Below are 22,761 nucleotides of genomic sequence, written 5' to 3'. Positions count from 1 at the left end.
GGCCATCGGCCCGTGCCGCACCCTCCATGTCTTCTTCCCGTTTCTACGTGCTGATCCCCTGTGCCGGTTCCGGCCACCGCGCCGGCGGCGCGCAGCCCAAGCAGTACCGGCGCCTGGCGGGCCAGTCGATGGTGGCCCACACGGTGGACGCGTTTCGCGCGCTGGCCGGGCGTTTCGCGGGCGTGGCCGTGGTGGTGTCGCCCGACGACCGCGAGGTGCAGACGGCGCTGCCGCGCTTCCCGGCGAACGGCGAGTACCTGCTGCGCGTGGGCGGCCTGACGCGCGCCGCCTCGGTGCGCAACGGCCTGGCGGCGCTGCGCCAGAAGGGCGCCGGGCCGCACGACTGGGTGCTGGTGCACGACGCGGCGCGCTGCCTGGTCACGTCCAGCCAGATCGAGGCGCTGATCGCCGCCTGCGAGCACGACGCCGTCGGCGGCCTGCTGGCGCAGCGGCTGGCCGACACGCTGAAGGTCTCGTCGACCGACAGCCGCTCGACCCAGACCCTGCCGCGCGCCGACAAGTGGCTGGCCCAGACGCCGCAGATGTTCCGCATCGGCATGCTGCTCGACGCGCTGGAGCGCGTGGGCGACGTGGTGACCGACGAGGCCAGCGCCATCGAGACCCTCGGCCTGGCGCCGCTGCTGGTGCCCGGCAGCGCGCAGAACTTCAAGGTCACCTTCCCCGAAGATTTCGCACTGGCCGAGGCGGTGCTGCTCGGCCGCAAGAAGGCCATGGCATGACGACGACACCGTTCAACATCCGCGTCGGCGAAGGCTGGGACGTCCACCAGCTGGTGGCGGGGCGAAAGCTCATCCTGGGCGGCATCGAGGTGCCGCACACCACCGGCCTGCTCGGGCATTCGGATGCCGACGTGCTGCTGCACGCCATCACCGACGCGCTGCTCGGCGGGGCCGGGCTGGGCGACATCGGCCGGCATTTTCCCGACACCGACGCCCAGTTCCGCGGCGCCGATTCGGCCGTGCTGCTGGCCGAGGCGGCGCGTCGCGTGCGGGCCGCCGGCTGGGAAATCGGCAATGTCGACAGCACCGTGATCGCGCAGGCGCCCAAGCTGGCGCCGCACATCCCGGCCATGTGCCAGCGCATCGCCGACACGCTGGGCATCGCGCTCGATCAGGTCAATGTGAAAGCCAAGACGGCCGAGAAGCTCGGCCCGGTGGGCGAGGGCCGGGCGATGGAAGCCCGCGCCGCGGTGCTGCTGCACCGCTGAGCCCCGGGTTCTTCTTCAGGCGACCTGTTTCTTGCCCGGCACCTCGCCGGGCTTGCTGCTGCCCGCCGGCATCGCACGCGGCATCCGGATGTGGGCCGCGAGGCCCCGGCCCGGCGTGCTGGTGAGGGCGAAGGTGCCGCCCATGCGCTCGATGTTCTTCGCCACGATCGACAGCCCCAGGCCGGCACCGGCCGCGGAGGTGCGCGCCGCGTCGCCGCGGAAGAAGGGCTTGGTCAGCTGCACGAGCAGGGCGGGCTCGACGCCCGCGCCGTGGTCGCGCACCTTGATCAGCACCGCGTCGTTGTTGGCCTGCGCCTGGATCGTGACGTCGGCCACGCCGGTCGACGGCGTCTTGCCGTAGCGCCGGGCGTTCTCGACCAGGTTGGAGATCACACGCGTGAGCTCCACCTCGTCGCCCATCACCTTCAGGTCGGCGGGCACGTCGACGTGGATGTTCATCTCTTCGTAGTCCTGCACGGCGTAGGTGCAGGCGTCGATCACGTCGCGCAGCAGCACGGGGCGCTGGTCGACATGGTCGGGGCGGGCGTAGTCGAGGAACTTGTCGATGATCGCGTCGAGCTGCGCGATGTCGGCGGCCATGTGGTCGCGCGCGTCTTCGTCGGCCACGCTCATCTCGGTCTCGAGCCGCAGCCGCGCCAGCGGCGTGCGCAGGTCGTGCGAGATGCCGGCCAGCATGATGGCGCGGTCCTGCTCGATCTTGGCGAGCTGGTCGGCCATGCGGTTGAAGCCGATGTTCACCGCCCGGATCTCGTTGGTGCGGGCGCGCTCGTCGAGCCGGTGCGCCTCGTACTCGCCCTCGCGCACCTGCAAGGTGGCGCGCGACAGCTGCTTGAGCGGCAGGTTGATGAGCCGCGTGATCAGCGCCGCGCCGGCGAGCGACAGCGCCATCGCCGTGCTGAGCCAGACCAGCCAGGTGCGCCCGCCCACGCGGCTGAAGCGCGTGGGGTCAAGCAGCAGCCAGTAGGTGTCGCTCTCGATGGTGAAGCCGATCCACAGGCCCGGCTCGTCGTTCACGCGGCTGGCCACCGTGGTGCCTTCGCCGAGTTGGGCGATCAGCTCTTCGGTGACGCGCTCGTCGAGCGCGCCGCTGGTGTAGGGCTGGAAGCGGTCGTTGGGCTCGCGCGGCAGGATGCGCACGCCTTCCTGGTCGGCCAGCGTCTTGATCAGCGAGACCCGCGTGATCGCGTCCGAGTACACGAGCGCCGCGCGCGTGAGGTTCACGAGCGAGGCGATCTGGTGTCCGGTCTGGATGGCGCGTGGCTCGTATTCGAGCGAGCGGAAGGTCTGCAGCCAGGCGACCGTGCAGCCGATCAGCAGCAGCGCGAGCAGGAAGAAGGTGCGCCAGAAAAGGCTGAAACCCAGCTTGAGGCCGGGGCGGCGGTCACGCTGCGCGCTCGCTTCGAGCGGGCTCGGCATCGTGACCTGTGCCCCGTCCTCCTGGGCCGGGTCAGGTCGGGCGGAATGGAGGCCGATGGCCACCTCTCAGCGGATCGTCAGGCCGTGCCGTCCGGCACGAACACGTAGCCCACGCCCCAGACGGTCTGGATGTAGCGCGGCGCCGCGGCGTCGGACTCGACCAGCTTGCGCAGGCGCGAGATCTGCACGTCCAGGCTGCGGTCGAAGGGCTCGAATTCGCGCCCGCGTGCCAGCTGGGCCAGCTTTTCACGCGACAGCGGCTGGCGCGGATGGCGCACCAGTGCCTTCAGCATCGCGAACTCGCCGGTGGTCAGCGAGAGTTCCTCGCCGTCCTTCTTCAGGGTGCGCGAGCCGAGGTCGAAGGCGAACGGGCCGAAGGTGACGGTCTCGTTCTCGGTAGAGGGGGCGCCGGGCGCCTCAAGCGGCGGACGGCGGCGCAGCACCGCGTGCACGCGGGCCAGCAGTTCGCGCGGGTTGAAGGGCTTGCCGAGGTAGTCGTCGGCGCCGACTTCGAGACCGACGATGCGGTCCACGTCCTCACCCTTGGCGGTGAGCATGATGATCGGCGTGCGGTCGTTGGCCGCACGCAGACGGCGGCACACGGAGAGGCCGTCTTCGCCGGGCATCATCAGGTCGAGCACGATCAGGTCGACCGTGTCGCGCAACAGGATGCGGTTGAGCGCCTTGCCGTCCTCGGCCACGATCACTTCGAATCCTTCCTGCGTCAGGTAGCGGCGCAGCAGGTCGCGGATGCGGGCGTCGTCGTCGACGATCACGATCTTGTCGGTGCGAGCGGGAACTTGAGTCATTTCTACAACGTTGAATTTGTAACAGCGCCGATTCTGAAGGCGTTAGGACCCCATTGCTGCCGAATTCCGTAGTGGTTGACACTAAGTTACACAACTTGCGGCCGCTCGCCGTCTGGTCATCCGGGCTTTGCCCGGCGGTGGCACAGTCCGTGCTGCCTTATGACGATTGCGCGATGAGACCTTCTTTTTCTGCCTTGCCTCTGCTTTTTTTCGCATGCGCCTGTGGTGCGACGTCCGTCGCCTCCGAAGGGTTTTTGCGGGTCAGTGAAGGGCGCCGCAGCGAAGTGCGCGATGCCGTGGCCGCGCACCGGGCGGCCCAGCGGGAAGAGCAGCGCCGCGGCGAAGCGCTGGCGGGGCGCCGTCTCACGGCGGGCGAACTCTTCGAGTTGAGGCAGCAGGTCCGGGGGCAGTGGGTGCCTGCGGGAACGGGTGTTCTTCTGAATTCGGCAGAATCACAGCCTGCCGAGCGCATCGTGCCGGTACCGCAGCCCGTCGCCAGTCCGCAAACCGCGCCGCGCAGCCTGCGCCACTGAAGAAGAAGGCGCGGGCGAGGGCTTTTCCTCGCATCCACCAGGGAGAAATCTGTCTTGAAGACTGTTCAATTGATCGCGGCCTGCGCCGCGCTGACCTTTGCCGGCGCCGCCTTGGCCCAGAATGCCGTCATGCCTGCTCCACAAAACGTGCTCCAGCTGTCGGCCTCCGGCACCGTCGAAGTTCAGCAAGACCTGCTGAGCATGACCCTCATCACCACGCGCGACGCCGCCGAGGCGGGCACCGTGCAGACCCAGCTCAAGACGGCGCTGGACGCCGCGCTGGCCGAGGCCAAGAAGAATGCGCAGCCGGGCCAGCTCGACGTGCGCACCGGCAACTTCAGCCTTTCGCCGCGCTACACCAAGGACGGCAAGATCAACGGCTGGCAGGGGTCGACCGAGCTCGTGCTCGAAGGCCGCGACTTCGCGCGCATCACCCAGACGGCCGGGCGCATCAGCACGCTCAGCGTGGGCAACGTCGGTTTCGGCCTGAGCCGCGAACAGCGCGCCAAGACCGAGACCGAGGCGCAGAACATCGCCATCGACAACTTCAAGCAGAAGGCCGGCGAGTTGGCCAAGGGCTTCGGCTTCGGCGGCTACACGCTGCGCGAGGTGTCGGTGAACGCGAACGACAGCGGCCCGATCCGTCCGCGCGTGATGGGCATGCAGGCCAAGTCGTTCTCGGCCGCCGATTCGGCCGTGCCGGTGGAAGCGGGCAAGACCAGCGTGGTCGTGAACGTCTCCGGCTCGGTGCAGCTCAAGTAAGAAGGCAAAGAGCGCAGCGCCGGCGAGCGAGTGCCGCCGGCGTTTTTTCGTTGTCTCTGTTTATTTACTGAGCCGTCCAGCCGCCATCCATGGCCCAGGCGACGCCCCGCACCTGATCGGCCGCGGGAGAGCTCAGGAAGACGGCCAGCCCGCCCAGTTGCTCGACCGTCGTGAACTGCAGCGAGGGCTGCTTTTCCCCCAGCAATTCGTTCTGCGCCTGGAGGGCTGAAATGCCTTCGCGGGCCGCGCGGTCGTCGATCTGCTTTTGCACCAGCGCCGTGAGCACCCAGCCCGGGCTGATCGCGTTGCAGGTGACGCCGGTGGTGGCGGTTTCGAGCGCCACCGACTTGGTCAGGCCGACGATGCCGTGCTTGGCTGCGACATAGGCGGACTTCTGCGCCGAGGCCACGAGCCCGTGCGCCGACGCCACGTTGATGATGCGGCCCCAGTTGGCCTCGCGCATCGCGGGGATCGCCAGGCGCGTCGTGTGGAAGGCGCTCGTGAGGTTGATCGCGAGGATCGCGTCCCAACGTTCGGTCGGGAAGTCCTCGACCTTGGCCACGTGCTGGATGCCGGCGTTGTTGACGAGGATGTCGACGCGGCCGAACTTCGACGCCGCGAACTTCATCATGTCCTCGATCTGGTCGGGCTTGCTCATGTCGGCCCCGTGGTACTCGGTGCGCACGCCGAGCGCCTCGATCTGGGCCTTGGGAGTGTCGGCGTCGCCGAAGCCGTTGAGCACGATGTGTGCGCCCTGTTGGGCCAACGCCTTGGCGATGGCGAAGCCAATGCCACTGGTGGACCCCGTGACAAGCGCGGTTTTGCCTTTGAGCATGAAGATCAATCTCCGGATGAATTAGGATGCAACGAGACCATTATCCGCACCCGAACCCCTCCGTTTCCATGACAGAACCGACCCTTCACGACGTGGCCTGCAACGACGCCCAGGGCGGTCATCGCATGGCCTATTGGCAATGGGGTGACGCGCAGAGCGCACATGTCGTGATCTGCGTGCACGGGCTGACCCGTCAGGGGCGCGATTTCGACGTGCTCGCGCAGGCCATCGTGGCGCGCGCGGGCGGCGACGTGCGCGTGGTCTGCCCCGACGTGGTCGGGCGCGGGCGCAGCGACTGGCTGCGCGATCCCGCTTTCTATCAAGTGCCCGTGTATGCCGCAGACATGGTGACGCTGATCGCGCAGTTGCATGGCGAGCATCCCATCGACACGCTCGACTACGTCGGCACCAGCATGGGCGGGCTGATCGGCTTCGTGCTGGCCGGTCACAAGGAGCTGCCGCTGCCACGGCCCATTCGCCGTTTCGTCGCGAACGATGTCGGTCCCACGGTCGAGCCCGCTGCCATCCAGCGCATCGGCGCGTATGTGGGCAAGAGCGGCCAGTTTCCGAGCGTGCAGGCCGCGGCCGACGCGATGTGGGCCCTGTCGACCACGTTCGGGCCGCACACGCCCGAGCAGTGGCGCGCGCTGTCGCAGCACATGGTGGTGCCGGCGTCCGAGCGCAGCGTCGACGGTGCCGCCAAGACCGCCAGCGCCGGCGCGGTGGGCGAGGGCGCCTGGGTGCTGCACTACGACCCGGCCATCGGCGTGCCGCTGCGCGCCATCACGCCCGAGATCGCGGCGCAGGGCGGGGCGGTGATGTGGAGCCTGTACGACGCCATCGAGGCGCGCGCGCTGCTCACGCGCGGCGCGGTGTCCGACCTGCTGTCGCCCGAGACGGCGGCGGCGATGACGCAGCGCGGGCCGCGTGCCACGCTCGTCGAGTTCGAGGGCGTGGGGCACGCGCCGACTTTCGTCGATCCCGCACAGGTCGCCGTCGTCACGAATTTCCTGTTCGATTGAGGGCATCGTGAAGCGAGAGTCTGCGAACCTTCAGACGGCACCCCTGTCCGACGGCGTCATGGTCGATTACCCGCTGTCGGCCGCCACGGCCGACCGCTCGCCGGTCATGGAGAACATGCTGGCGCGCGCCCGCGCGTTCGCCGAGCCGCTGATCGCCGACGAAAAGCTCGACACCGGCGAGAACACGCTGGCGCACGCCGATGCGGTGGCCGCCATCGTTGCGAAGATGGGCGGCTCCGAGGCGATGCAGGCCGCGAGCTACCTCGTGTATTCCTGCCAGCACCTGAACCGCCCGCAGGAAGTGATCGCCAAGGTCTTCGGCGACAACTTCGCAGCGCTCGCGGTCGAGACCACCAAGCTCGTGCGCGTGCAGGAGCAGGCACGCACCGCCTCGCAAGGGCACCACGCCGAAGGCGCCGGCGCGCAGACCGAGAACGTGCGCAAGATGCTGCTGGCGTTTTCGCGCGACCTGCGCGTGGTCATGCTGCGGCTGGCCTCGCGCCTGCAGACGCTGCGGCACGCGGCAGCCAGCAAGCAGCCCGCGCCCGAGAGCGTGGCGCGCGAGTCGCTGCAGGTGTTTGCGCCGCTCGCGAACCGGCTGGGCATCTGGCAGGTGAAGTGGGAGATCGAAGACCTCTCGTTCCGCTTTCTCGAGCCCGAAACCTACAAACTGATCGCCCGCCTGCTCGACGAGAAGCGCATCGAGCGCGAAGGCCACGTCGAGCAGTTGCGCTCGCAGCTGGAGCACGAACTGCAGGCCGAAGGCGTCAAGGCCACGGTGCAGGGACGCCCGAAGAACATCTACAGCATCGTCAAGAAGATGCGCGGCAAGTCGCTCGACTTCGAGCAGGTCTTCGACATCCTCGCGCTGCGCGTGGTGGTGCCGGACGTGAAGGACTGCTATGCCGCGCTGGCCTGGGTGCACTCGCACTTCCAGCCCATCGACGAAGAGTTCGACGACTACATCGCACGGCCCAAGCCCAACGGCTACCAGTCGCTGCACACGGTGGTGCGCGAGATCGTCGACGGCAAGGTGGGCAAGCCGATCGAGATCCAGATCCGCACCGAGGAAATGCACGACCACGCCGAACATGGCGTGGCCGCGCACTGGGCTTACAAGGAAGCGGGCCACAAGGGCTACGCCGGTGTCTGGGCGAGCGGCGAGTACGACGCCAAGATCGCCGTGCTGCGCCAGCTGCTGGCCTGGGAACGCGACCTGTCGGGTGGGTTGCAGGGGCAGGGGCTGTTCGACGACCGCATCTATGTGCTCACGCCCGATGCCGCCATCGTCGAGTTGCCGCAGGGCGCCACGCCGGTCGACTTCGCCTACACGGTGCACACGACGCTGGGGCATCGCTGCCGCGGTGCGCGTGTCGATGGCGCGATGGTGCCGCTGAACACGCCGCTGTCGAACGGGCAGACGGTCGAGATCATGGCGGCCAAGGAAGGCGGTCCGTCGCGCGACTGGCTGAATGCGGAGCTCGGTTATCTGGCGAGCCACCGCGCACGCGCGAAGGTGCGCGCCTGGTTCAACGCACAGATCACGCACGAGACCGTGGCGCGTGGACGCGAAGCCGTCGAGAAGCTGCTGCAGCGCGAAGGCAAGACGGCCATGCGGCTCGAAGACCTGGCTTCGCAGCTTGGCTTCAAGTCGGCGGACCATCTGTTCGAGGTGGTCGGCAAGGACGAGTTTTCGCTGCGCAACATCGAGACGCTGCTGCGTCCGCCCGAGCCGGCACTGAATCCCGACGACGGCGTGCAGATCAAGAAGGCGCGCGGCAGCGAGAAGTCGGGCAAGGGCGGCGTGCTCGTGGTGGGCGTGTCGTCGCTGATGACGCAGCTTGCCAAGTGCTGCAAGCCGGCGCCGCCGGACGCGATCCGCGGCTTCGTCACGCGTGGTCATGGCGTCAGCGTGCATCGCGCGGATTGCAGCAACTTCCGTACGATGGCCGCGAAGGACGGCGAACGCGTGATCGATGTCGAATGGGGCCTGCCGAAGAAGGGCGCCGATGCACCGGTCTACGCAGTGGATGTGGCTGTGGAAGCGGCCGACCGCCAGGGTTTGCTGCGCGATATCTCCGATGTCTTTGCGCGCGAGAAGATGAACGTGATCGGCGTGCAGACGCAGTCGATCAAGGGCACGGCGTGGATGACTTTCACCGTGGAAATCGCCGATGCCGCGCGTTTGACGCAGGTGTTGAGTGTGGTGACTGCAGTGACTGGTGTGCGATCTGCACGTCGGCGCTGAAAAGGGCCATTTCTCCTGCTATACTCGATGCTTCTCTTAGGCGCGTAGCTCAGTTGGTTAGAGCACCACCTTGACATGGTGGGGGTCGTTGGTTCGAATCCAATCGCGCCTACCAAATTCAAACACGGGTTGCAGCGATTTCGCTGCAACCCGTTCGTCGTTTGGACGACGTGTTTGTCTCTGGATTCGCCCGGTCGTCCTGAGTGATCGGTGCAAGCAAAAAACCTTTCGCGGGCAGCCCTTCACGCGGTGCAGGCAAGGTGCCTGAGCCATGTGGTTGTGCTACCTTGAGCGGTCTGCCAACCTTCTCGAATTTCCTTGATAAGCGATCTGATGAATACGCGATCAACGTCTGTTGATCGGGCGCACGCCGACCACCGCGTGGCCGCATTGCTCAAGCAGGCCCCTCTTGAATTCGCGCGCGCGGTCTACGGCATCAATGACCTTGCCGCCGGCCGTGCCGACACCATGGCCGCACGCGAAGTGGCGCGTGCGCAACGACAGGGCATGCCGGTGACCGAGGAGCGCGCCGAGCAGCGCGCACGCGCCTATCTTCCGACGGCGGGGCAGGAGCATTGCCCCCGGTGCTGGGTGGTCTACGGGCAGAAGATCCCGCTGCGATTCAGGTTGTCGACCCCGGAGCGTCCCGAAACTGCAGCGTGTCATGCGTGCGGCGCCGAGTACGCGACGGCGCCGGACGCCTGAAGAAGAATCACGGTCAGGGTAAACCTTGTCGCGATGCAGCAAAACCGCTCCCTAGAATCATCCGATGACATGGGCGTCCATGTGAAGGAGTCTGTAGTGCAGAGCAAGAAGTCCGGGGTGAAGCCGGTCCAGCGTGTGATCAAGAAGTACCCCAACCGACGGCTCTACGACACGGAGACATCCACGTACATCACGCTGACCGAGGTCAAGCAGCTGGTCATCAAGAACGCGCAGTTCGTGGTGCGCGACGCCAAGACCGGCGACGACCTCACGCGCAGCATCCTGCTGCAGATCATCCTGGAAGAAGAGGCCGGCGGCGCGCCGATGTTCACCGAGCAGGTGCTGGCCAACATCATCCGTTTCTACGGCCAGGCCATGCAGGGCTACATGGGCCCGTACCTCGAGAAGAACATCCAGGCCATGACCGAGATGCAGGCCCAGCTCGCCGAAAAGGCCGAGGGCCTGACGCCCGAGATGTGGTCGCGCTTCATGACCATGCAGTCGCCGATGATCCAGGGGCTGATGGGCAACTACGTCGAGCAATCGAAGAACGTTTTCCTGCAGATGCAGGAACAGATGCAGAAAAACACCGAGCAGGTGCTGGGCGCCTTTGGCATCAAGCGCCCCTGAGCGCCGCGCGGCGGCCCGCCCGAATGGGGTGACTGCCCGATGAATGCCCCGCTGTCACCGATAGCTGGGACAATAGAGGCCTATGAGCGAAGTTGCCTCCCCTGAACGTACCGTCACGCCGACCGCCCCCAAGGTCGGCTTCGTCAGCCTTGGTTGCCCCAAGGCCTTGACCGATTCCGAATTGATCCTGACCCAGCTGAGTGCCGAGGGGTATCAAACCGCCAAGACTTTCGAGGGCGCCGACCTCGTGATCGTCAACACCTGCGGCTTCATCGACGATGCCGTGAAGGAAAGTCTGGACACCATCGGCGAAGCCCTCGCCGAGAACGGCCGCGTGATCGTCACCGGCTGCCTGGGCGCCAAGACCGGCGACCAGGGTGGCAACCTCGTGCGCCAGATGCACCCCAGCGTGCTGGCCGTCACCGGCCCGCATGCCACGCAGGAAGTGATGGACGCGGTGCACGCCAACCTGCCGAAGCCGCACGATCCGTTCATCGACCTCGTGCCCAACACCTTCGGCGTGGCCGGCCTCAAGCTGACGCCGCGGCACTACGCTTATCTGAAGATCAGCGAAGGCTGCAACCACCGTTGCACCTTCTGCATCATTCCCTCGATGCGCGGCGACCTGGTCTCGCGTCCGGTGGGCGATGTGCTCAGCGAAGCCAGGGCCTTGTTCGAGGGCGGCGTGAAAGAGCTGCTGGTGATCAGCCAGGACACCTCGGCCTACGGCGTCGATGTGAAGTACCGCACTGGCTTCTGGGATGGCAAGCCGGTCAAGACCCGCATGCTCGAACTCGTGCGGACGCTGGGCGAAATTGCCGAGCCGTATGGCGCCTGGGTGCGCCTGCACTACGTGTACCCGTATCCGAGCGTCGACGAAATCATTCCGTTGATGGCGAGCGGCCTGGTGCTGCCGTACCTCGACGTGCCGTTGCAGCACAGCCACCCCGACGTGCTCAAGCGCATGAAGCGGCCGGCCAGCGGCGAGAAGAACCTGGAGCGGATCGCTCGTTGGCGCGAGGTCTGTCCCGAACTCGTGATCCGCAGCACCTTCATCGCCGGTTTCCCGGGCGAGACGGAGCAGGAGTTCGAGCACCTGCTCGACTTCATCCGCGAAGCCGAGATCGACCGTGCGGGCTGCTTTGCCTACAGCCCGGTCGAAGGCGCCACCGCCAACGACATTCCGGGCATGCTGCCCGAGACCGAGCGCGAAGCGCGCCGCGCCCGCTTCATGGAAGTGGCCGAGGCCGTGTCGATCGCCAAGCTGCAAAAGCGCATCGGCTCGACGATGCAGGTGCTGGTTGATTCAGCGCCGGCGCTGGGCCGCAAGGGTGGGGTGGGGCGCACGTACGCCGATGCGCCGGAGATCGACGGCACCGTTCGCCTCCTGCCGCCCGAGAAGATCAGCAAGACGATGAAGGTCGGCGAGTTCACGCGTGCACGCATCGTGGGCGCTGAAGGCCACGACCTGATCGCGTTGCCCGTTTGATGCGCCTGATTCAAACGGCCAAGAAAAAAGCCACCGGAGGCCGGTGGCTTTTTTCAGAAGACCTGGTAAGGGTCTGTTCAATCTTGGTGCCCAGAAGAGGACTCGAACCTCCACGATGTTACTCGCTAGTACCTGAAACTAGTGCGTCTACCAATTCCGCCATCTGGGCTGATTTTGCTTCTCAGCAAAGACTACGATTATATACACAAATTTGGCGCGCTCTTTTGAGCGTGTCGAAATTTCAGCTTCTGCGCGACATCGCTCGTGCGGCGGGTGTCCTGCCGAAGGCGGGTGGGTGCGATCGTGCGTGCATGGCCGGCGTCGAGGGGTGCGATCTGACGATCGCGTCGCCCGTTTGATGCAGTTTCGAGCGGCCATGAAAAAAGCCACCGGAGACCGGTGGCTTCAATCGGATGACCTGGTAAAGGTCTGTTTAAACTTGGTGCCCAGAAGAGGACTCGAACCTCCACGATGTTACTCGCTAGTACCTGAAACTAGTGCGTCTACCAATTCCGCCATCTGGGCCCACATGACTGCAGAAGCAGCCACATTTTGAATTTCAGGAAAGAAGGAGATCATATCAAAAATAATGTCACTTCCAGCAGCTTGTTGGATGAAATCGAAGGAACTGTTCAAGGACATCGCGACGGGCACGGCTTCGTGCAACGCGACGACGGCGAGGCAGACATCTACCTGCCGCCGAATGAGATGCGCGCGGTGCTGCACAAGGATCGCGTCAAGGCGCGCATCGTGCGACAGGACCGCCGCGGCCGCCCCGAGGGGCGCGTGGTCGAGATCGTCGAGCGACCCGAGCAGCCCATCATCGGCCGCTTGCTGCACGAAGGCGGGATCTGGCTCGTTGCACCGGAAGACAAGCGCTACGGCCAGGACGTCCTGATCCCGAAGGGCGCGACCGGCCCCGCCAAGGTGGGCCAGGTCGTGGTCGTCCAGCTCACCGAGCCGCCGGCCTTGTTCGGCCAGCCCGTGGGCCGCGTGAGAGAAGTGCTGGGCGAGATCGACGACCCCGGCATGGAGATCGAAATCGCTGTGCGCAAGTACGGCGTACCGCATGAGTTTTCCGCGGAGTGTCTGGCGCAGGCCAAGGCCCTGCCCGAGAAGGTGCGCCCGGCCGACAAGAAGGGCCGCATCGACCTCACCGACGTGCCGCTCGTCACCATCGACGGCGAGGACGCCCGCGACTTCGACGACGCCGTGTACTGCGAGCCCGCCAAGGTGGGCCGCGGCAAGGGCTGGCGCCTGCTGGTGGCCATCGCCGACGTCAGCGCTTATGTGCAGACCGGCTCCGCCATCGACATCGACGCCTACGACCGCGCCACCAGCGTCTACTTCCCGCGCCGCGTGATCCCGATGCTGCCCGAGAAGCTGTCGAACGGCCTGTGCTCGCTCAACCCCGAGGTCGAGCGCCTGTGCATGGTGTGCGACATGCTGGTTGCGGCCGACGGCGAGATCTACGCCTACCAGTTCTATCCGGCCGTGATGTTCAGCCATGCGCGCTTCACGTACACCGAAGTCGCCGCCATCCTCGGCAACACGCGCGGGCCCGAAGCGGCCAAGCGCAAGGACCGCGTCAAGGACCTGCTGAACCTCGCCGACGTCTACAAGGCCCTGCTCAAGCAGCGCGGCAAGCGCGGCGCGGTCGACTTCGAAACCACCGAGACGCAGATCATCTGCGACGACGCCGGCCGCATCGAGAAGATCGTGCCGCGCACGCGCAACGAGGCGCACCGCCTGATCGAAGAGGCGATGCTCGCCGCCAACGTCTGCAGCGCCGACTTCATCGCCGAAGGCAAGCACCCGGGCCTGTTCCGCGTGCACGAAGGCCCGACGCCCGAGAAGAAGGAAATCCTGCGCGGCTACCTGAAGGCCATGGGTGTCGGCCTGAGCATCACAGACGAGCCGCGTCCCGGCGAGTTCCAGGCGATTGCCGAAGCCACCAAGGAGCGCCCCGACGCGCAGCAGATCCACACCATGCTGCTGCGCTCGATGCAGCAGGCGATCTACACGCCGATCAACAGCGGCCACTTCGGTCTGGCCTACGAGGCCTACACGCACTTCACCAGCCCGATCCGTCGCTACCCCGACCTGCTGGTGCATCGCGTGATCAAGGCGATCCTCGGCAAGACGCGCTACCAGCTGCCGATGCTGCCCACGCCCGGCGAGGCGCATGCCAAGCTGGCCAAGCGGCTCGCTTCGCGCGTCAAGGCGCCGACCAACAAGCCGCAGAAGGCGACCGTCGCGCCCAGCAAGGAAGTGCTGGCCTGGGAAGCCGCCGGCCTGCATTGCAGCGCCAACGAGCGCCGCGCCGACGAGGCCAGCCGCGACGTCGAGGCCTGGCTCAAGTGCAAGTACATGCGCGAGCACCTCGGCGAGGAATACGGCGGCGTGGTCACGGCGGCCACCACCTTCGGCATCTTCGTCACGCTCGATGCGATGTACGTCGAGGGCCTGGTCCACATCACCGAGCTCGGCGGCGAGTACTTCAAGTTCGACGAGATGCGCCAGGAGTTGCGCGGCGAGCGCACCGGTATCCGCTACGCCATCGGCACGCGGGTGCGGGTGCAGGTGAGCCGCGTCGACCTCGATGGCCGCAAGATCGACTTCCGCCTCGTGCGCGAAGGCGAGGACCTGACTTCGCGCGCCATGAAGGACAAGGGCGGCGCGCCGGTGAAGGCGTCGGCCAAGCGAAGCTCCCGCCACAAGGCGGAGGCCGGTGGCGAGTCGCGTTCGGAGCACGGTGGCGGCGGCGCTGCCGCGGTGCCCGCCGGTCCGCAATCGGCCATGCAGGCCTTCAAGTCGGCGGTGAAGAAAGCCGCCAACAAGATGCAGGGCAAGGGCCGCAAGCCCCGCCGCGGATGAGACGCGCCGTGCACACTACCGGTTTGCTTACCGTGTGTATGGATCAGTTGAAAAGGAGACTTGGAGCATGAGCGTGGAAAACAACAAGGGCCGCATCGCGATCGTCACGGGCGCGGGGTCGGGCATCGGCCGTGCGGCCGCGCTGGCCCTGCTGGCGGACGGCTGGAGCGTGGCCCTTGCGGGGCGCCGCCTCGAGCCGCTGGAGCAGGTGGCGGAAGAATCGGGCGCGGGTGCGCGCGCCTTCGCGGTGCCGACCGACGTGGCCAATGCCGACTCGGTGCAGGCGCTGTTCGGCGCCACGGTCGAGCGCTTCGGGCGCGTCGACCTGCTGTTCAACAACGCCGGCGTGGGTAACCCGCCGGGACCGTTCGAGGACTGGACGCCCGAGCAGTGGAAGGGCGTAGTGGACATCAACCTCACCGGCATGTTCTTCTGCATCCAGCAGGCCTTTCGCACGATGAAGGCGCAGACGCCGCGGGGCGGCCGCATCATCAACAACGGGTCGATCTCGGCGACCACGCCGCGGCCGAATTCCGCGGCCTACACCTCGACCAAGCACGCGGTCGAAGGGCTGACCAAGACCGCTTCGCTCGACGGCCGCAAGTACGACATCGCGGTGGGGCAGGTGGACGTGGGCAATGCCATGACCGAGCTGGCCGCGCGCATGGCCACCGGCGTACCGCAGGCCAACGGCGAGCTCGCGATCGAGCCACTGATCGACGTCAAGATCGTCGGCCAGTCGGTGCTCTACATGGCGAACCTGCCGCTGGAAGCCAACGTGCTCTTTCACACCATCATGGCCACGAAGATGCCCTTCGTGGGGCGCGGCTGAGTCCTGCGCTCAGTAGGGCGCGCGGCGGGCCAGCGAGCCCGCCGTGAGCGGGGCAGCATCGGCCGGCCACAGGTCGGCGATGCGGCCGTGCTGCCAGACGGCCTCGCACGCCGCCTCGAACGCGGGGCGGCGCATCGCGAGCGCCGCGCCGATCATGCCGGCGAGCACATCGCCGGTGCCTGCGGTGGCGAGGCGGGCATTGCCGGTCGGATTGATGACCGGTGGTTCGTCGCCCGCATCGGCCATCACTGTTCCAGACCCCTTGAGCACTGTCACCGCGCCGAAGCGCGATGCCAGCGCACGGGCCGCGGCGAGGCGGTTGGCTTGCACGCCACCCGTCGTGTCGCAGAGCAGGCGCGCGGCTTCCAACGGATGCGGCGTGAGCACGGTGGGAGCGCCGGCCTGGCCTCGCGCGATCAGCTGCGCCTGAAGTGACGGATCGGCGGCGATGGCGTTGAGTGCGTCGGCGTCGAGCACCAGCGCGGCGGCCGTCGACAGCACGCGCGGCAGCAGTTCGCGCACGGCATCGCCGCCACCGCAGCCGCACACGACCGTCATGCCCGCGAGGTCCAGCGCGTGGGCGTCGCGCAGCATCAGCTCCGGCTGCGAGGTGTCGACCGGCGCTGCGCGGGGATCGAGCAATCCGACGAACACGCGTCCCGCGCCCCCATGGAGCGCGGCCGAGCCGGCCAGCAGCGCAGCGCCGGCCATGCCCGAAGCGCCGCCGATCACCGCGACATCCCCGTAGCTGCCCTTGTGCGAGGCGTGGGTGCGCGGCTGGATATCGGGCGCGCCTGCGAGGCGGGCCGTCGCTCGCTCCTGGATGAAAGCGCGGCAGCCCAGATCGTCGAACCACATCGTGCCGGCTGCGTCGCGGCCTTGCGCCGTGAACAAGCCGGGTTTCAGCGTGAGGAAGGTGAGGGTGGTGCGGACCGATGCCGGTGCTTGATCTGCGCTGGAGGCCAGCGTGCCAGTGTCGGCATCGAGGCCCGAGGGTACATCGATGCTGAGCACCGGCGAGGCGCTCGCGTGCATCCGCGCGAGCCATTCGGCCATCGTGCCCGAGGGTGGGCGGGTTGATCCGATGCCGAGCAGCGCATCCACCGCCAGCTCGAAGCTCGATGGTGGCTCCGAAGCGAAGCTGACGCCCGCATCGCGCGCACGCTGCAGCGATGCCTTGGCATCCGCTGGCAGCCGGCCTTCATCGCCCACGAAGGTGACGACCGGAAAGAAGCCGCGATGACGCAGTTGCGCCGCGGCTTCGAAGCCGTCGCCGCCGTTGTTCCCGGGGCCGCAGGCGATCCAGATCGTTCGCGCGTGCGGCGCGAGCGCCATTGCGAGCCGCGCCGCCGCGAGGCCGGCGCGCTGCATCAGCGTGTGAGGGGGAAGGGCGGAGGCGGCCGCCTGTTCGATGCGACGCGAGGCGGCAATGTCGAACAGGTCGGCGGCGCTAACGGACGTGATGCGATGCATCGAGCCATTGTGCCGCCGACGCCGCGCCTCCTATCATGGACCGATGATGCTCAAGACCTTCGGCTGGTTGCTGGTTCTGCTGCTGGCGTGCCTGGCCGGCTTCGTTGGCACGGCCGCAGCGACGATCGCTGGCGTGGTCTGGGCGGTCGGTCTGCTGATCGTGGTGTGGGGGCTGTTCCTGCTGGCCGAGCTGTTGCGCCGGGTGCCGCTGCGCGACGTCGCCTGGGCCCTGGGCGTGGGCTATGGCATCGGCGTGATCCGGTGGCTCGACGTGCCGGTCGAGGCAGGGTCCGGTACGCAGTGGCTAATGCTGGGGCTGGACCTGCTGGTGCTGGTGTTCTTCGGGCTGATCGCACCGGCGATCCTGGGGTTGATCGCCCAACGCTGGGCACCCCGGCCCGAACTGCCGATGGAAAAACCGGCCACCCCCGAGCAACTGCGCCGCTGGGGTCCTAAAGACTGAGCCGCTCGATCCCCAGGCCTTCGAGATCGATGCCCGGGTCTTGCCCCCCGATCAGGTCGCCGAGCACGCGCGCGCTGCCGCACGACAGCGCCCAGCCGCTCGAGCCGTGGCCCAGGTTGAGCCACACGCCGGGAATGCCGCTGGCGCCCAGCACCGGTGGGCCGTCGGGCAGCATCGGCCGGGCGCCTTTCCATTGCTGGATGCCCGACTGCAACGTGGCCGCGCCCGGAAACCAGTCGTGCAGCACCTTGTAGAGCGTCTGGATCGCGGCCGGGCTCATGGCGTCGGGCGAGCCGCCGATCTCGGCGCTGCCGGCCACGCGCACGCGCTGGCCCAGGCGGGAGATCGCGACCTTGTAGCGTTCGTCCATCACCGCGCTGCGCGGCGCGTTGAGTGGCTCGCGCACCGGGGCGCTGACCGAGTGACCGTAGACCGGCGCCAGTGGGATGCGCAGTCCCAGCGGACGCAGCAGTGTGGCGGACGACAGGCCGGCGCAGACCACGATGGCGTCGAACTGCAGCGCGTCCGAGCCGCTGGCCAGCGTCAGCGAGGTGGGCGCGGCGCGGCTCAGCGGCGCGATGTCGCAGTTGAAATGGAACTGCGCGCCCAAAGCCTCGGCTTCCCACTTGAGCAGCAGCGCGAACTGGCGGCAGTTCGCGACCTCGTCTTCTGGCAGGTGGATCGCGCCTGCCAGCGGGGTGTCGGGGTTGAGCGCGGGCTCGATCAGGCGGGCCTCGTCGGCGTCGATCTCGCGGAACACGCTGCCGGCCGAACGCAGCACCTCGAGTCCGGGCTGCACCAGTTTTTTCTCGCGCTTGGAACGCAGCAGCACCAGGTAGCCGTCGCTGCGTTCGTAGCTCAGCTCGCGCGCTTCGGTCACCGCGTGCAGCCGGGTGCGGCTGTAGAAGGCCAGGCGCTGCATGCGGGCGCGGTTGGCCAGGTAGGTCTCAAGCTTGCAGGCCTTCTGCCAGCGCGACATCCAGCCGAGGTCGCGCGAACTCAGCGGCCAGCGCAGCTTGATGGCGCCGTGCGAAGACAGCAGCGAGCGCAGCACCTTGCCGCGCATGCCCGGTGCGGCCCACGGCGTGACATAACCCGGCGCGACCACGCCGGCGTTGGCAAAGCTGGCCTCTTCGGCGGCGGCGCCGCGGCGCTCGAACACGCTCACTTCATGGCCGTCGGAAACCAGTTCCCAGGCGGTGGTGACGCCGACGATGCCGGCGCCCACGATCGCGATTTTCATTGAAATGTTCTAGATAGAAGAAGCGGCTGACGCCCGTGAGGCGGGCGGTGACAGCGGTTATTTCTGTAGCGTGCGTTCGGCCTGGAGGGCCACCGCGAGCACGGCGTCGTCGTGCATCGCGCCGTGCCACAGCATCAGGCCGACCGGCAGTTCGCCGTCGGCCTGGCAGGGCAGCGAAAGGGCGCAGCCGTCGAGCATGTTGATGATCGACGGGTTGCGCAGCAGCAGCGCGTTGACGCGGAAGAATTCGTCGTCGCGCTCGGCGCCCGGTGCCACGCTGGCGATGGACGGCGCCGCGATCGGCACAGTCGGCGACACCACGGCGTCGAACGGTGCCACCGCCTTCTCGACGCGGGCGATCCAGTCGCGGCGGGCGCGGACCAGGTCGATGTACTCGTGCGCCTTCATGCCCGCGCCGCGCAGGATGCGTTGCGCCACGCGCGGGTCGTAGCCGGCGCCGCTGCGTTCCAGCAGCAGCCTGTGCCAGGCGTACGACTCGGCCGCCGAGAAGCCGCCGGTGGCGTTGATGCTCTGCAGGTCGGCCAGCTCGGGCAGCACTATTTCCTGGATATGGGCGCCGGTGGCGCGCAGGGTGGCCAGGGAGCGCTCGAAGGCTGTGGCCACGGTGGGCTCGAGGTCGTCGAGGAAGACGTTCTTCACGACGGCCAGCCGGTAGGTCGACAGCGACGCCGAGCCAGGCGTCACCTGCCGCGCCGAGAGGATTTCGTGCGCGGTGACGGCGTCGCGCACCGAGCGGGTCATGGCGCAGACGGTGTCGAGCGTGGTCGACAGGGGCAGCGCGCCGTCGGCAGGCGTGAGGCGGGCGGTGTTCTTGAAGCCGACGATGCCGTTCAGCGCGGCCGGGATGCGGATCGATCCGCCGGTGTCGGAGCCCAGGCCGATGAAGGCCGCGCCGCTTGCCACCGAAATCGCCGCGCCGGACGACGAGCCGCCCGGAATGCGTGGCGTGGCGGTGTCGCTCGCGTTGGCTGGCGTGCCGTGGTGCGGGTTGACGCCGACGCCGGAAAAGGCGAACTCCGTCATGTTGGTGCGCCCGGTCAGCACGCCGCCGGCGGCGCGCAGCCGCGCCACGGCGAGCGCATCGGCCGGGGCGGCCGGTGCGTGCGAGAGCACGGCCGATCCGGCGGGTGTCGGCTGGCCGGCGATGTCGAACAGATCCTTGCTGGTGAAGGCAAGCCCGGCCAGCCGGCTTTCGGGCACCGATGCGGCGGCGGCCGCGCGGGCCTCGTCGAACATCGTGCGGGTGAAAACGTGGGCGCAGGCCGGGGATTCGGAGAGGGCGATGGCGCGCTCCATTTCGGTGCGCGCATCGGAACCGCCAGCCAGAAGGGTGAGACGGGTGGCGTGAAGGTCGTTCATGGCGTCGAGGGTACCTTGGAACGGCTCGGTTCGAGGGAGGAGGGGGTGGCCGCCGTGCTATACTCTTTGGGTTTCGCTGGTTATGCGACAGTTTTGTCGCCGCCAGTCAAGCACATCCGCAAACCGGCCCAATCAAGGTGTTGCGACCCCGTCGAAGGGGCGCAAAACGGGCTGGATTTTAGACCCAACCTTTGGAGTAAATTCAATGTCGACCACCATGCGCGAAATGCTGGAAGCCGGTGTCCACTTCGGTCACCAAACCCGCTTCTGGAACCCCAAGATGGCTCCGTTCATCTTCGGTCACCGCAACAAGATTCACATCATCAACCTGGAAAAGTCGCTCCCGATGTTCCAGGACGCGATGAAGTACGCCAAGCAACTCACGGCCAACCGCGGCACGATCCTGATGGTCGGCACGAAGCGCCAGGCCCGTGAAATCGTCGCTGCAGAAGCTCGCCGCGCCGGCGTGCCTTTCGTCGACACCCGCTGGCTCGGCGGCATGCTGACCAACTTCAAGACCGTCAAGACCTCGATCAAGCGTCTGAAGGACATGAAGGCCCAGCAAGAAGCCGGCCTCGACAGCCTGAGCAAGAAAGAACAGCTCACGTTCTCGCGCGAAATCGCGAAGCTCGAGAAGGACATCGGCGGCATCCAGGACATGGCTGCGCTGCCCGACGCCATCTTCGTGATCGACGTGGGCTTCCACAAGATCGCCGTGGCCGAAGCCAAGAAGCTCGGCATCCCGCTGATCGGCGTGGTCGACTCCAACCACTCGCCCGAAGGCATCGACTACGTGATCCCCGGCAACGACGACTCGTCGAAGGCCGTCACGCTGTATGCCCGTGGCATCGCCGACGCGATCATCGAAGGCCGCAATAGCGCCGGTGGTGACGTGGTCAAGGCCGTTGCCGAGGGCAGCGGCGACGAATTCGTCGAAGTCGAAGAAGGCGCTTCGGCCTGATAGGCGCGTTCGCGAGCCTGAAGAAGGGGCTTTGGTGCCCCTTTTTTTTAACCTGATTTTTGGATTTACGGAGATACACAAATGGCTGCAATCACCGCAAGCATGGTCGGCGAACTGCGCGCGAAGACCGATGCGCCCATGATGGAATGCAAGAAGGCCCTGACGGAGGCCGACGGCAACATGGAAAAGGCCGAAGAGCTGCTGCGCATCAAGCTCGGCAACAAGGCTGGCAAGGCATCGGGCCGCATCACCGCTGAAGGCGTGGTCACGGCTTTCGTCGACGGCGCTGCCGGCGGCATGATCGAAATCAACTGCGAAACCGACTTCGTCACCAAGAACGACAGCTTCCTGGCCATGGCCAACGCTGCCGCGATGCTGGTCGCCAAGAACAACCCGGCCGACATCGCCGCACTGGGCGCGCTGGCTTACGAGCAGGACGGCTTCGGCCCCACGCTCGAAGACGTGCGCAAGGGCCTGATCGGCAAGATCGGCGAGAACATGAGCTTCCGCCGCTTCAAGCACTTCACGGGCAACGGCAAGCTGGCGTCGTACCTGCACGGCACGCGCATCGGCGTGATGGTCGAATTCGAAGGTGACGACACCTCGGCCAAGGACGTCGCGATGCACATCGCCGCCATGAAGCCGGTCGCCATCCAGGCATCGGACGTGCCCGCCGACCTGATCGAAAAAGAGCGCGCAGTGGCCGCCGGCAAGGCTGAAGAAGACCGCAAGACGGCCGAAGCCGAAGGCAAGAAGCCGCAGCCGGCCGACATCGTTGCCAAGCGCATCGAAGGCGGCGTGCAGAAGTACCTCAAGGAAGTCTCGCTGCACAACCAGCCGTTCGTAAAGAACGACAAGCAGACCGTCGAGCAGATGCTCAAGGCCGCCAACACCACGATCAAGGGCTTCACCCTGTACGTGGTCGGCGAAGGCATCGAGAAGAAGGTTGACGACTTCGCTGCCGAAGTCGCTGCCCAGGTCGCTGCTGCCAAGGCTGCCGCCTGATCCGGCGGGCCTCCAAGCGGCGGTGCGCGACAGCGTGCCGCCGCTTTTTCACCGCCACGTTTTACACTCGCCCCCGCCAACCCCCTAAGGAAAATGCCCATGTCTGATGCCCGCCCAGCCCACAAGCGAATCTTGTTGAAGCTGTCGGGTGAGGCACTGATGGGCGATGACGCCTTCGGCATCAACCGCGCCACCATCGTGCGCATGGTCGAAGAAGTGGCCGAGGTCGTGAACATGGGCGTCCAGGTGGCGGTCGTGATCGGCGGCGGCAACATCTTCCGCGGTGTCGCGGGAGGCTCCGTCGGCATGGACCGCGCCACGGCCGACTACATGGGCATGCTGGCCACCGTCATGAACTCGCTGGCCCTGGCCGACGCCATGAACAAGCAGGGCCTCGTGGCCCGCGTGATGTCCGCCATCGCCATCGAACAGGTGGTCGAGCCCTATGTGCGCCCCAAGGCCCTGCAGTACCTCGAAGAGGGCAAGGTCGTGGTGTTCGCAGCCGGTACCGGCAACCCCTTCTTCACGACCGACACGGCCGCCGCGCTGCGCGGTGCCGAAATCGGCGCCGAGCTGGTGCTCAAGGCGACCAAGGTGGACGGCGTCTACACCGCCGATCCCAAGACCCACCCCGAAGCCACGCGCTACGCCTCGCTCACCTTCGACGAGGCGATTGCGCAGAATCTCGGCATCATGGACGCCACGGCCTTCGCGCTGTGCCGCGACCAGAAGCTGCCGATCAAGGTGTTCTCGATCTTCAAGAACGGCGCCCTCAAGCGCGTCGTGATGGGCGAGGACGAGGGCACGCTGGTGCATGCCTAGGAGTAAT

The 22,761-nt window shown here is 67.0% G+C and carries 21 protein-coding genes and 3 tRNA genes; 16 read left to right on the top strand and 8 right to left on the bottom strand.

Annotated features, from left to right (window positions below; all coding sequences use genetic code 11):
- The first annotated feature begins 26 nt into the window (after positions 1–26).
- Both ispD and ispF read left to right on the top strand, forming a co-directional pair.
- Positions 27–740, top strand: a complete 714-nt coding sequence (gene ispD, locus AC1RLW_RS05610; protein ID WP_493192434.1) for a 2-C-methyl-D-erythritol 4-phosphate cytidylyltransferase — start codon at positions 27–29, stop codon at positions 738–740.
- Positions 737–1,228 (top strand): 2-C-methyl-D-erythritol 2,4-cyclodiphosphate synthase, encoded by a 492-nt coding sequence (ispF, locus tag AC1RLW_RS05605; RefSeq protein WP_159277108.1) that lies wholly within the window; start codon positions 737–739, stop codon positions 1,226–1,228. The genes ispD and ispF overlap by 4 nt, the downstream gene beginning before the upstream one ends.
- Positions 1,229–1,243: 15 nt before the next feature.
- Here the strand turns inward: ispF and AC1RLW_RS05600 are convergent, their stop codons facing one another.
- The gene (locus AC1RLW_RS05600; RefSeq protein WP_062480711.1) at positions 1,244–2,665 is read right to left on the bottom strand and encodes a sensor histidine kinase; all 1,422 of its coding nucleotides are present in this window, start codon (positions 2,663–2,665) and stop codon (positions 1,244–1,246) included.
- Positions 2,666–2,742: 77 nt separating this feature from the next.
- On the bottom strand, positions 2,743–3,474 hold the full coding sequence (ompR, locus tag AC1RLW_RS05595; RefSeq protein WP_007837017.1) for an osmolarity response regulator transcription factor OmpR: 732 nt from the start codon (positions 3,472–3,474) through the stop codon (positions 2,743–2,745).
- A gap of 95 nt (positions 3,475–3,569) precedes the next feature.
- Here ompR and AC1RLW_RS05590 point away from each other — a divergent pair, with 95 nt between their 5' ends.
- Together AC1RLW_RS05590 and AC1RLW_RS05585 are read left to right on the top strand one after the other, a co-directional pair.
- Entirely contained in the window at positions 3,570–4,007 is a 438-nt protein-coding gene (locus tag AC1RLW_RS05590) for a hypothetical protein (protein ID WP_223301309.1), read from the top strand.
- 54 nt (positions 4,008–4,061) lie between these two features.
- Positions 4,062–4,769: an SIMPL domain-containing protein gene (locus AC1RLW_RS05585; protein WP_492685569.1), complete on the top strand. Its 708-nt coding sequence runs from the start codon at positions 4,062–4,064 to the stop codon at positions 4,767–4,769.
- Between the two features lie 64 nt (positions 4,770–4,833).
- On the opposite strand, the gene AC1RLW_RS05580 is transcribed toward AC1RLW_RS05585, so the two are convergent.
- On the bottom strand, positions 4,834–5,604 hold the full coding sequence (locus tag AC1RLW_RS05580; RefSeq protein ID WP_492685570.1) for a 3-hydroxybutyrate dehydrogenase: 771 nt from the start codon (positions 5,602–5,604) through the stop codon (positions 4,834–4,836).
- Positions 5,605–5,672: 68 nt separating this feature from the next.
- On the opposite strand from AC1RLW_RS05580, the gene AC1RLW_RS05575 reads away from it, so the two are divergent.
- The 6 genes from AC1RLW_RS05575 to rimO all read left to right on the top strand — a co-directional run bounded on the left by AC1RLW_RS05575 (position 5,673) and on the right by rimO (position 11,698).
- Positions 5,673–6,626, top strand: a complete 954-nt coding sequence (locus AC1RLW_RS05575; RefSeq protein ID WP_492685571.1) for an alpha/beta fold hydrolase — start codon at positions 5,673–5,675, stop codon at positions 6,624–6,626.
- A 58-nt stretch (positions 6,627–6,684) separates the two neighbouring features.
- A complete protein-coding gene (locus tag AC1RLW_RS05570; protein ID WP_062480706.1) occupies positions 6,685–8,874 on the top strand; it encodes a RelA/SpoT family protein in 2,190 nt (729 codons plus the stop codon).
- A 38-nt stretch (positions 8,875–8,912) separates the two neighbouring features.
- Positions 8,913–8,989: transfer RNA gene (locus tag AC1RLW_RS05565), tRNA-Val, on the top strand.
- Between the two features lie 266 nt (positions 8,990–9,255).
- Entirely contained in the window at positions 9,256–9,579 is a 324-nt protein-coding gene (locus AC1RLW_RS05560; protein WP_223301311.1) for a hypothetical protein, read from the top strand.
- Between the two features lie 69 nt (positions 9,580–9,648).
- Entirely contained in the window at positions 9,649–10,209 is a 561-nt protein-coding gene (phaR, locus tag AC1RLW_RS05555) for a polyhydroxyalkanoate synthesis repressor PhaR (protein ID WP_062480702.1), read from the top strand.
- Between the two features lie 82 nt (positions 10,210–10,291).
- On the top strand, positions 10,292–11,698 hold the full coding sequence (gene rimO / locus AC1RLW_RS05550) for a 30S ribosomal protein S12 methylthiotransferase RimO (RefSeq protein WP_493192433.1): 1,407 nt from the start codon (positions 10,292–10,294) through the stop codon (positions 11,696–11,698).
- 84 nt (positions 11,699–11,782) lie between these two features.
- Here the strand turns inward: rimO and AC1RLW_RS05545 are convergent.
- Positions 11,783–11,867: transfer RNA gene (locus AC1RLW_RS05545), tRNA-Leu, on the bottom strand.
- 271 nt (positions 11,868–12,138) lie between these two features.
- Positions 12,139–12,223, bottom strand: a tRNA-Leu gene (locus AC1RLW_RS05540).
- Between the two features lie 81 nt (positions 12,224–12,304).
- On the opposite strand from AC1RLW_RS05540, the gene rnr reads away from it, so the two are divergent.
- Positions 12,305–14,575 carry a ribonuclease R gene (gene rnr / locus AC1RLW_RS05535; RefSeq protein ID WP_070060522.1) on the top strand — a complete coding sequence of 757 codons (2,271 nt, stop codon included), beginning with the start codon at positions 12,305–12,307 and terminating at the stop codon, positions 14,573–14,575.
- 67 nt (positions 14,576–14,642) lie between these two features.
- Complete coding sequence (locus AC1RLW_RS05530) at positions 14,643–15,407, top strand: SDR family oxidoreductase (RefSeq protein WP_062471631.1); 765 nt, start codon at positions 14,643–14,645, stop codon at positions 15,405–15,407.
- A 9-nt stretch (positions 15,408–15,416) separates the two neighbouring features.
- Here the strand turns inward: AC1RLW_RS05530 and AC1RLW_RS05525 are convergent, their stop codons facing one another.
- Complete coding sequence (locus tag AC1RLW_RS05525) at positions 15,417–16,880, bottom strand: NAD(P)H-hydrate dehydratase (protein ID WP_492685575.1); 1,464 nt, start codon at positions 16,878–16,880, stop codon at positions 15,417–15,419.
- 43 nt (positions 16,881–16,923) lie between these two features.
- On the opposite strand from AC1RLW_RS05525, the gene AC1RLW_RS05520 reads away from it, so the two are divergent.
- The gene (locus tag AC1RLW_RS05520) at positions 16,924–17,343 is read left to right on the top strand and encodes a hypothetical protein (RefSeq protein WP_492685576.1); all 420 of its coding nucleotides are present in this window, start codon (positions 16,924–16,926) and stop codon (positions 17,341–17,343) included.
- On the opposite strand, the gene AC1RLW_RS05515 is transcribed toward AC1RLW_RS05520, so the two are convergent.
- Both AC1RLW_RS05515 and AC1RLW_RS05510 read right to left on the bottom strand, forming a co-directional pair.
- Entirely contained in the window at positions 17,333–18,586 is a 1,254-nt protein-coding gene (locus AC1RLW_RS05515) for a D-amino acid dehydrogenase (RefSeq protein ID WP_095745186.1), read from the bottom strand. The genes AC1RLW_RS05520 and AC1RLW_RS05515 overlap by 11 nt on opposite strands.
- A 57-nt stretch (positions 18,587–18,643) precedes the next feature.
- The gene (locus tag AC1RLW_RS05510) at positions 18,644–19,966 is read right to left on the bottom strand and encodes an amidase (protein ID WP_493192432.1); all 1,323 of its coding nucleotides are present in this window, start codon (positions 19,964–19,966) and stop codon (positions 18,644–18,646) included.
- Between the two features lie 205 nt (positions 19,967–20,171).
- Between AC1RLW_RS05510 and rpsB the strand changes: the two genes are divergently transcribed.
- The 3 genes from rpsB (at position 20,172) to pyrH (ending at position 22,754) form a co-directional block, all read left to right on the top strand.
- Positions 20,172–20,927, top strand: coding sequence for a 30S ribosomal protein S2 (gene rpsB / locus AC1RLW_RS05505; RefSeq protein WP_062471618.1), 756 nt, complete (start codon positions 20,172–20,174; stop codon positions 20,925–20,927).
- Between the two features lie 81 nt (positions 20,928–21,008).
- Positions 21,009–21,932, top strand: a complete 924-nt coding sequence (gene tsf / locus AC1RLW_RS05500; protein WP_493192431.1) for a translation elongation factor Ts — start codon at positions 21,009–21,011, stop codon at positions 21,930–21,932.
- A 99-nt stretch (positions 21,933–22,031) separates the two neighbouring features.
- Entirely contained in the window at positions 22,032–22,754 is a 723-nt protein-coding gene (gene pyrH / locus AC1RLW_RS05495) for a UMP kinase (protein WP_095947731.1), read from the top strand.
- Positions 22,755–22,761: the final 7 nt, after the last annotated feature.

Source organism: Variovorax sp. GW822-FHT04A09 (assembly GCF_058801005.1).
The sequence above is the reverse complement of the archived record's forward strand: the minus strand, read 5'-3'. Positions and strand labels throughout refer to the sequence as shown.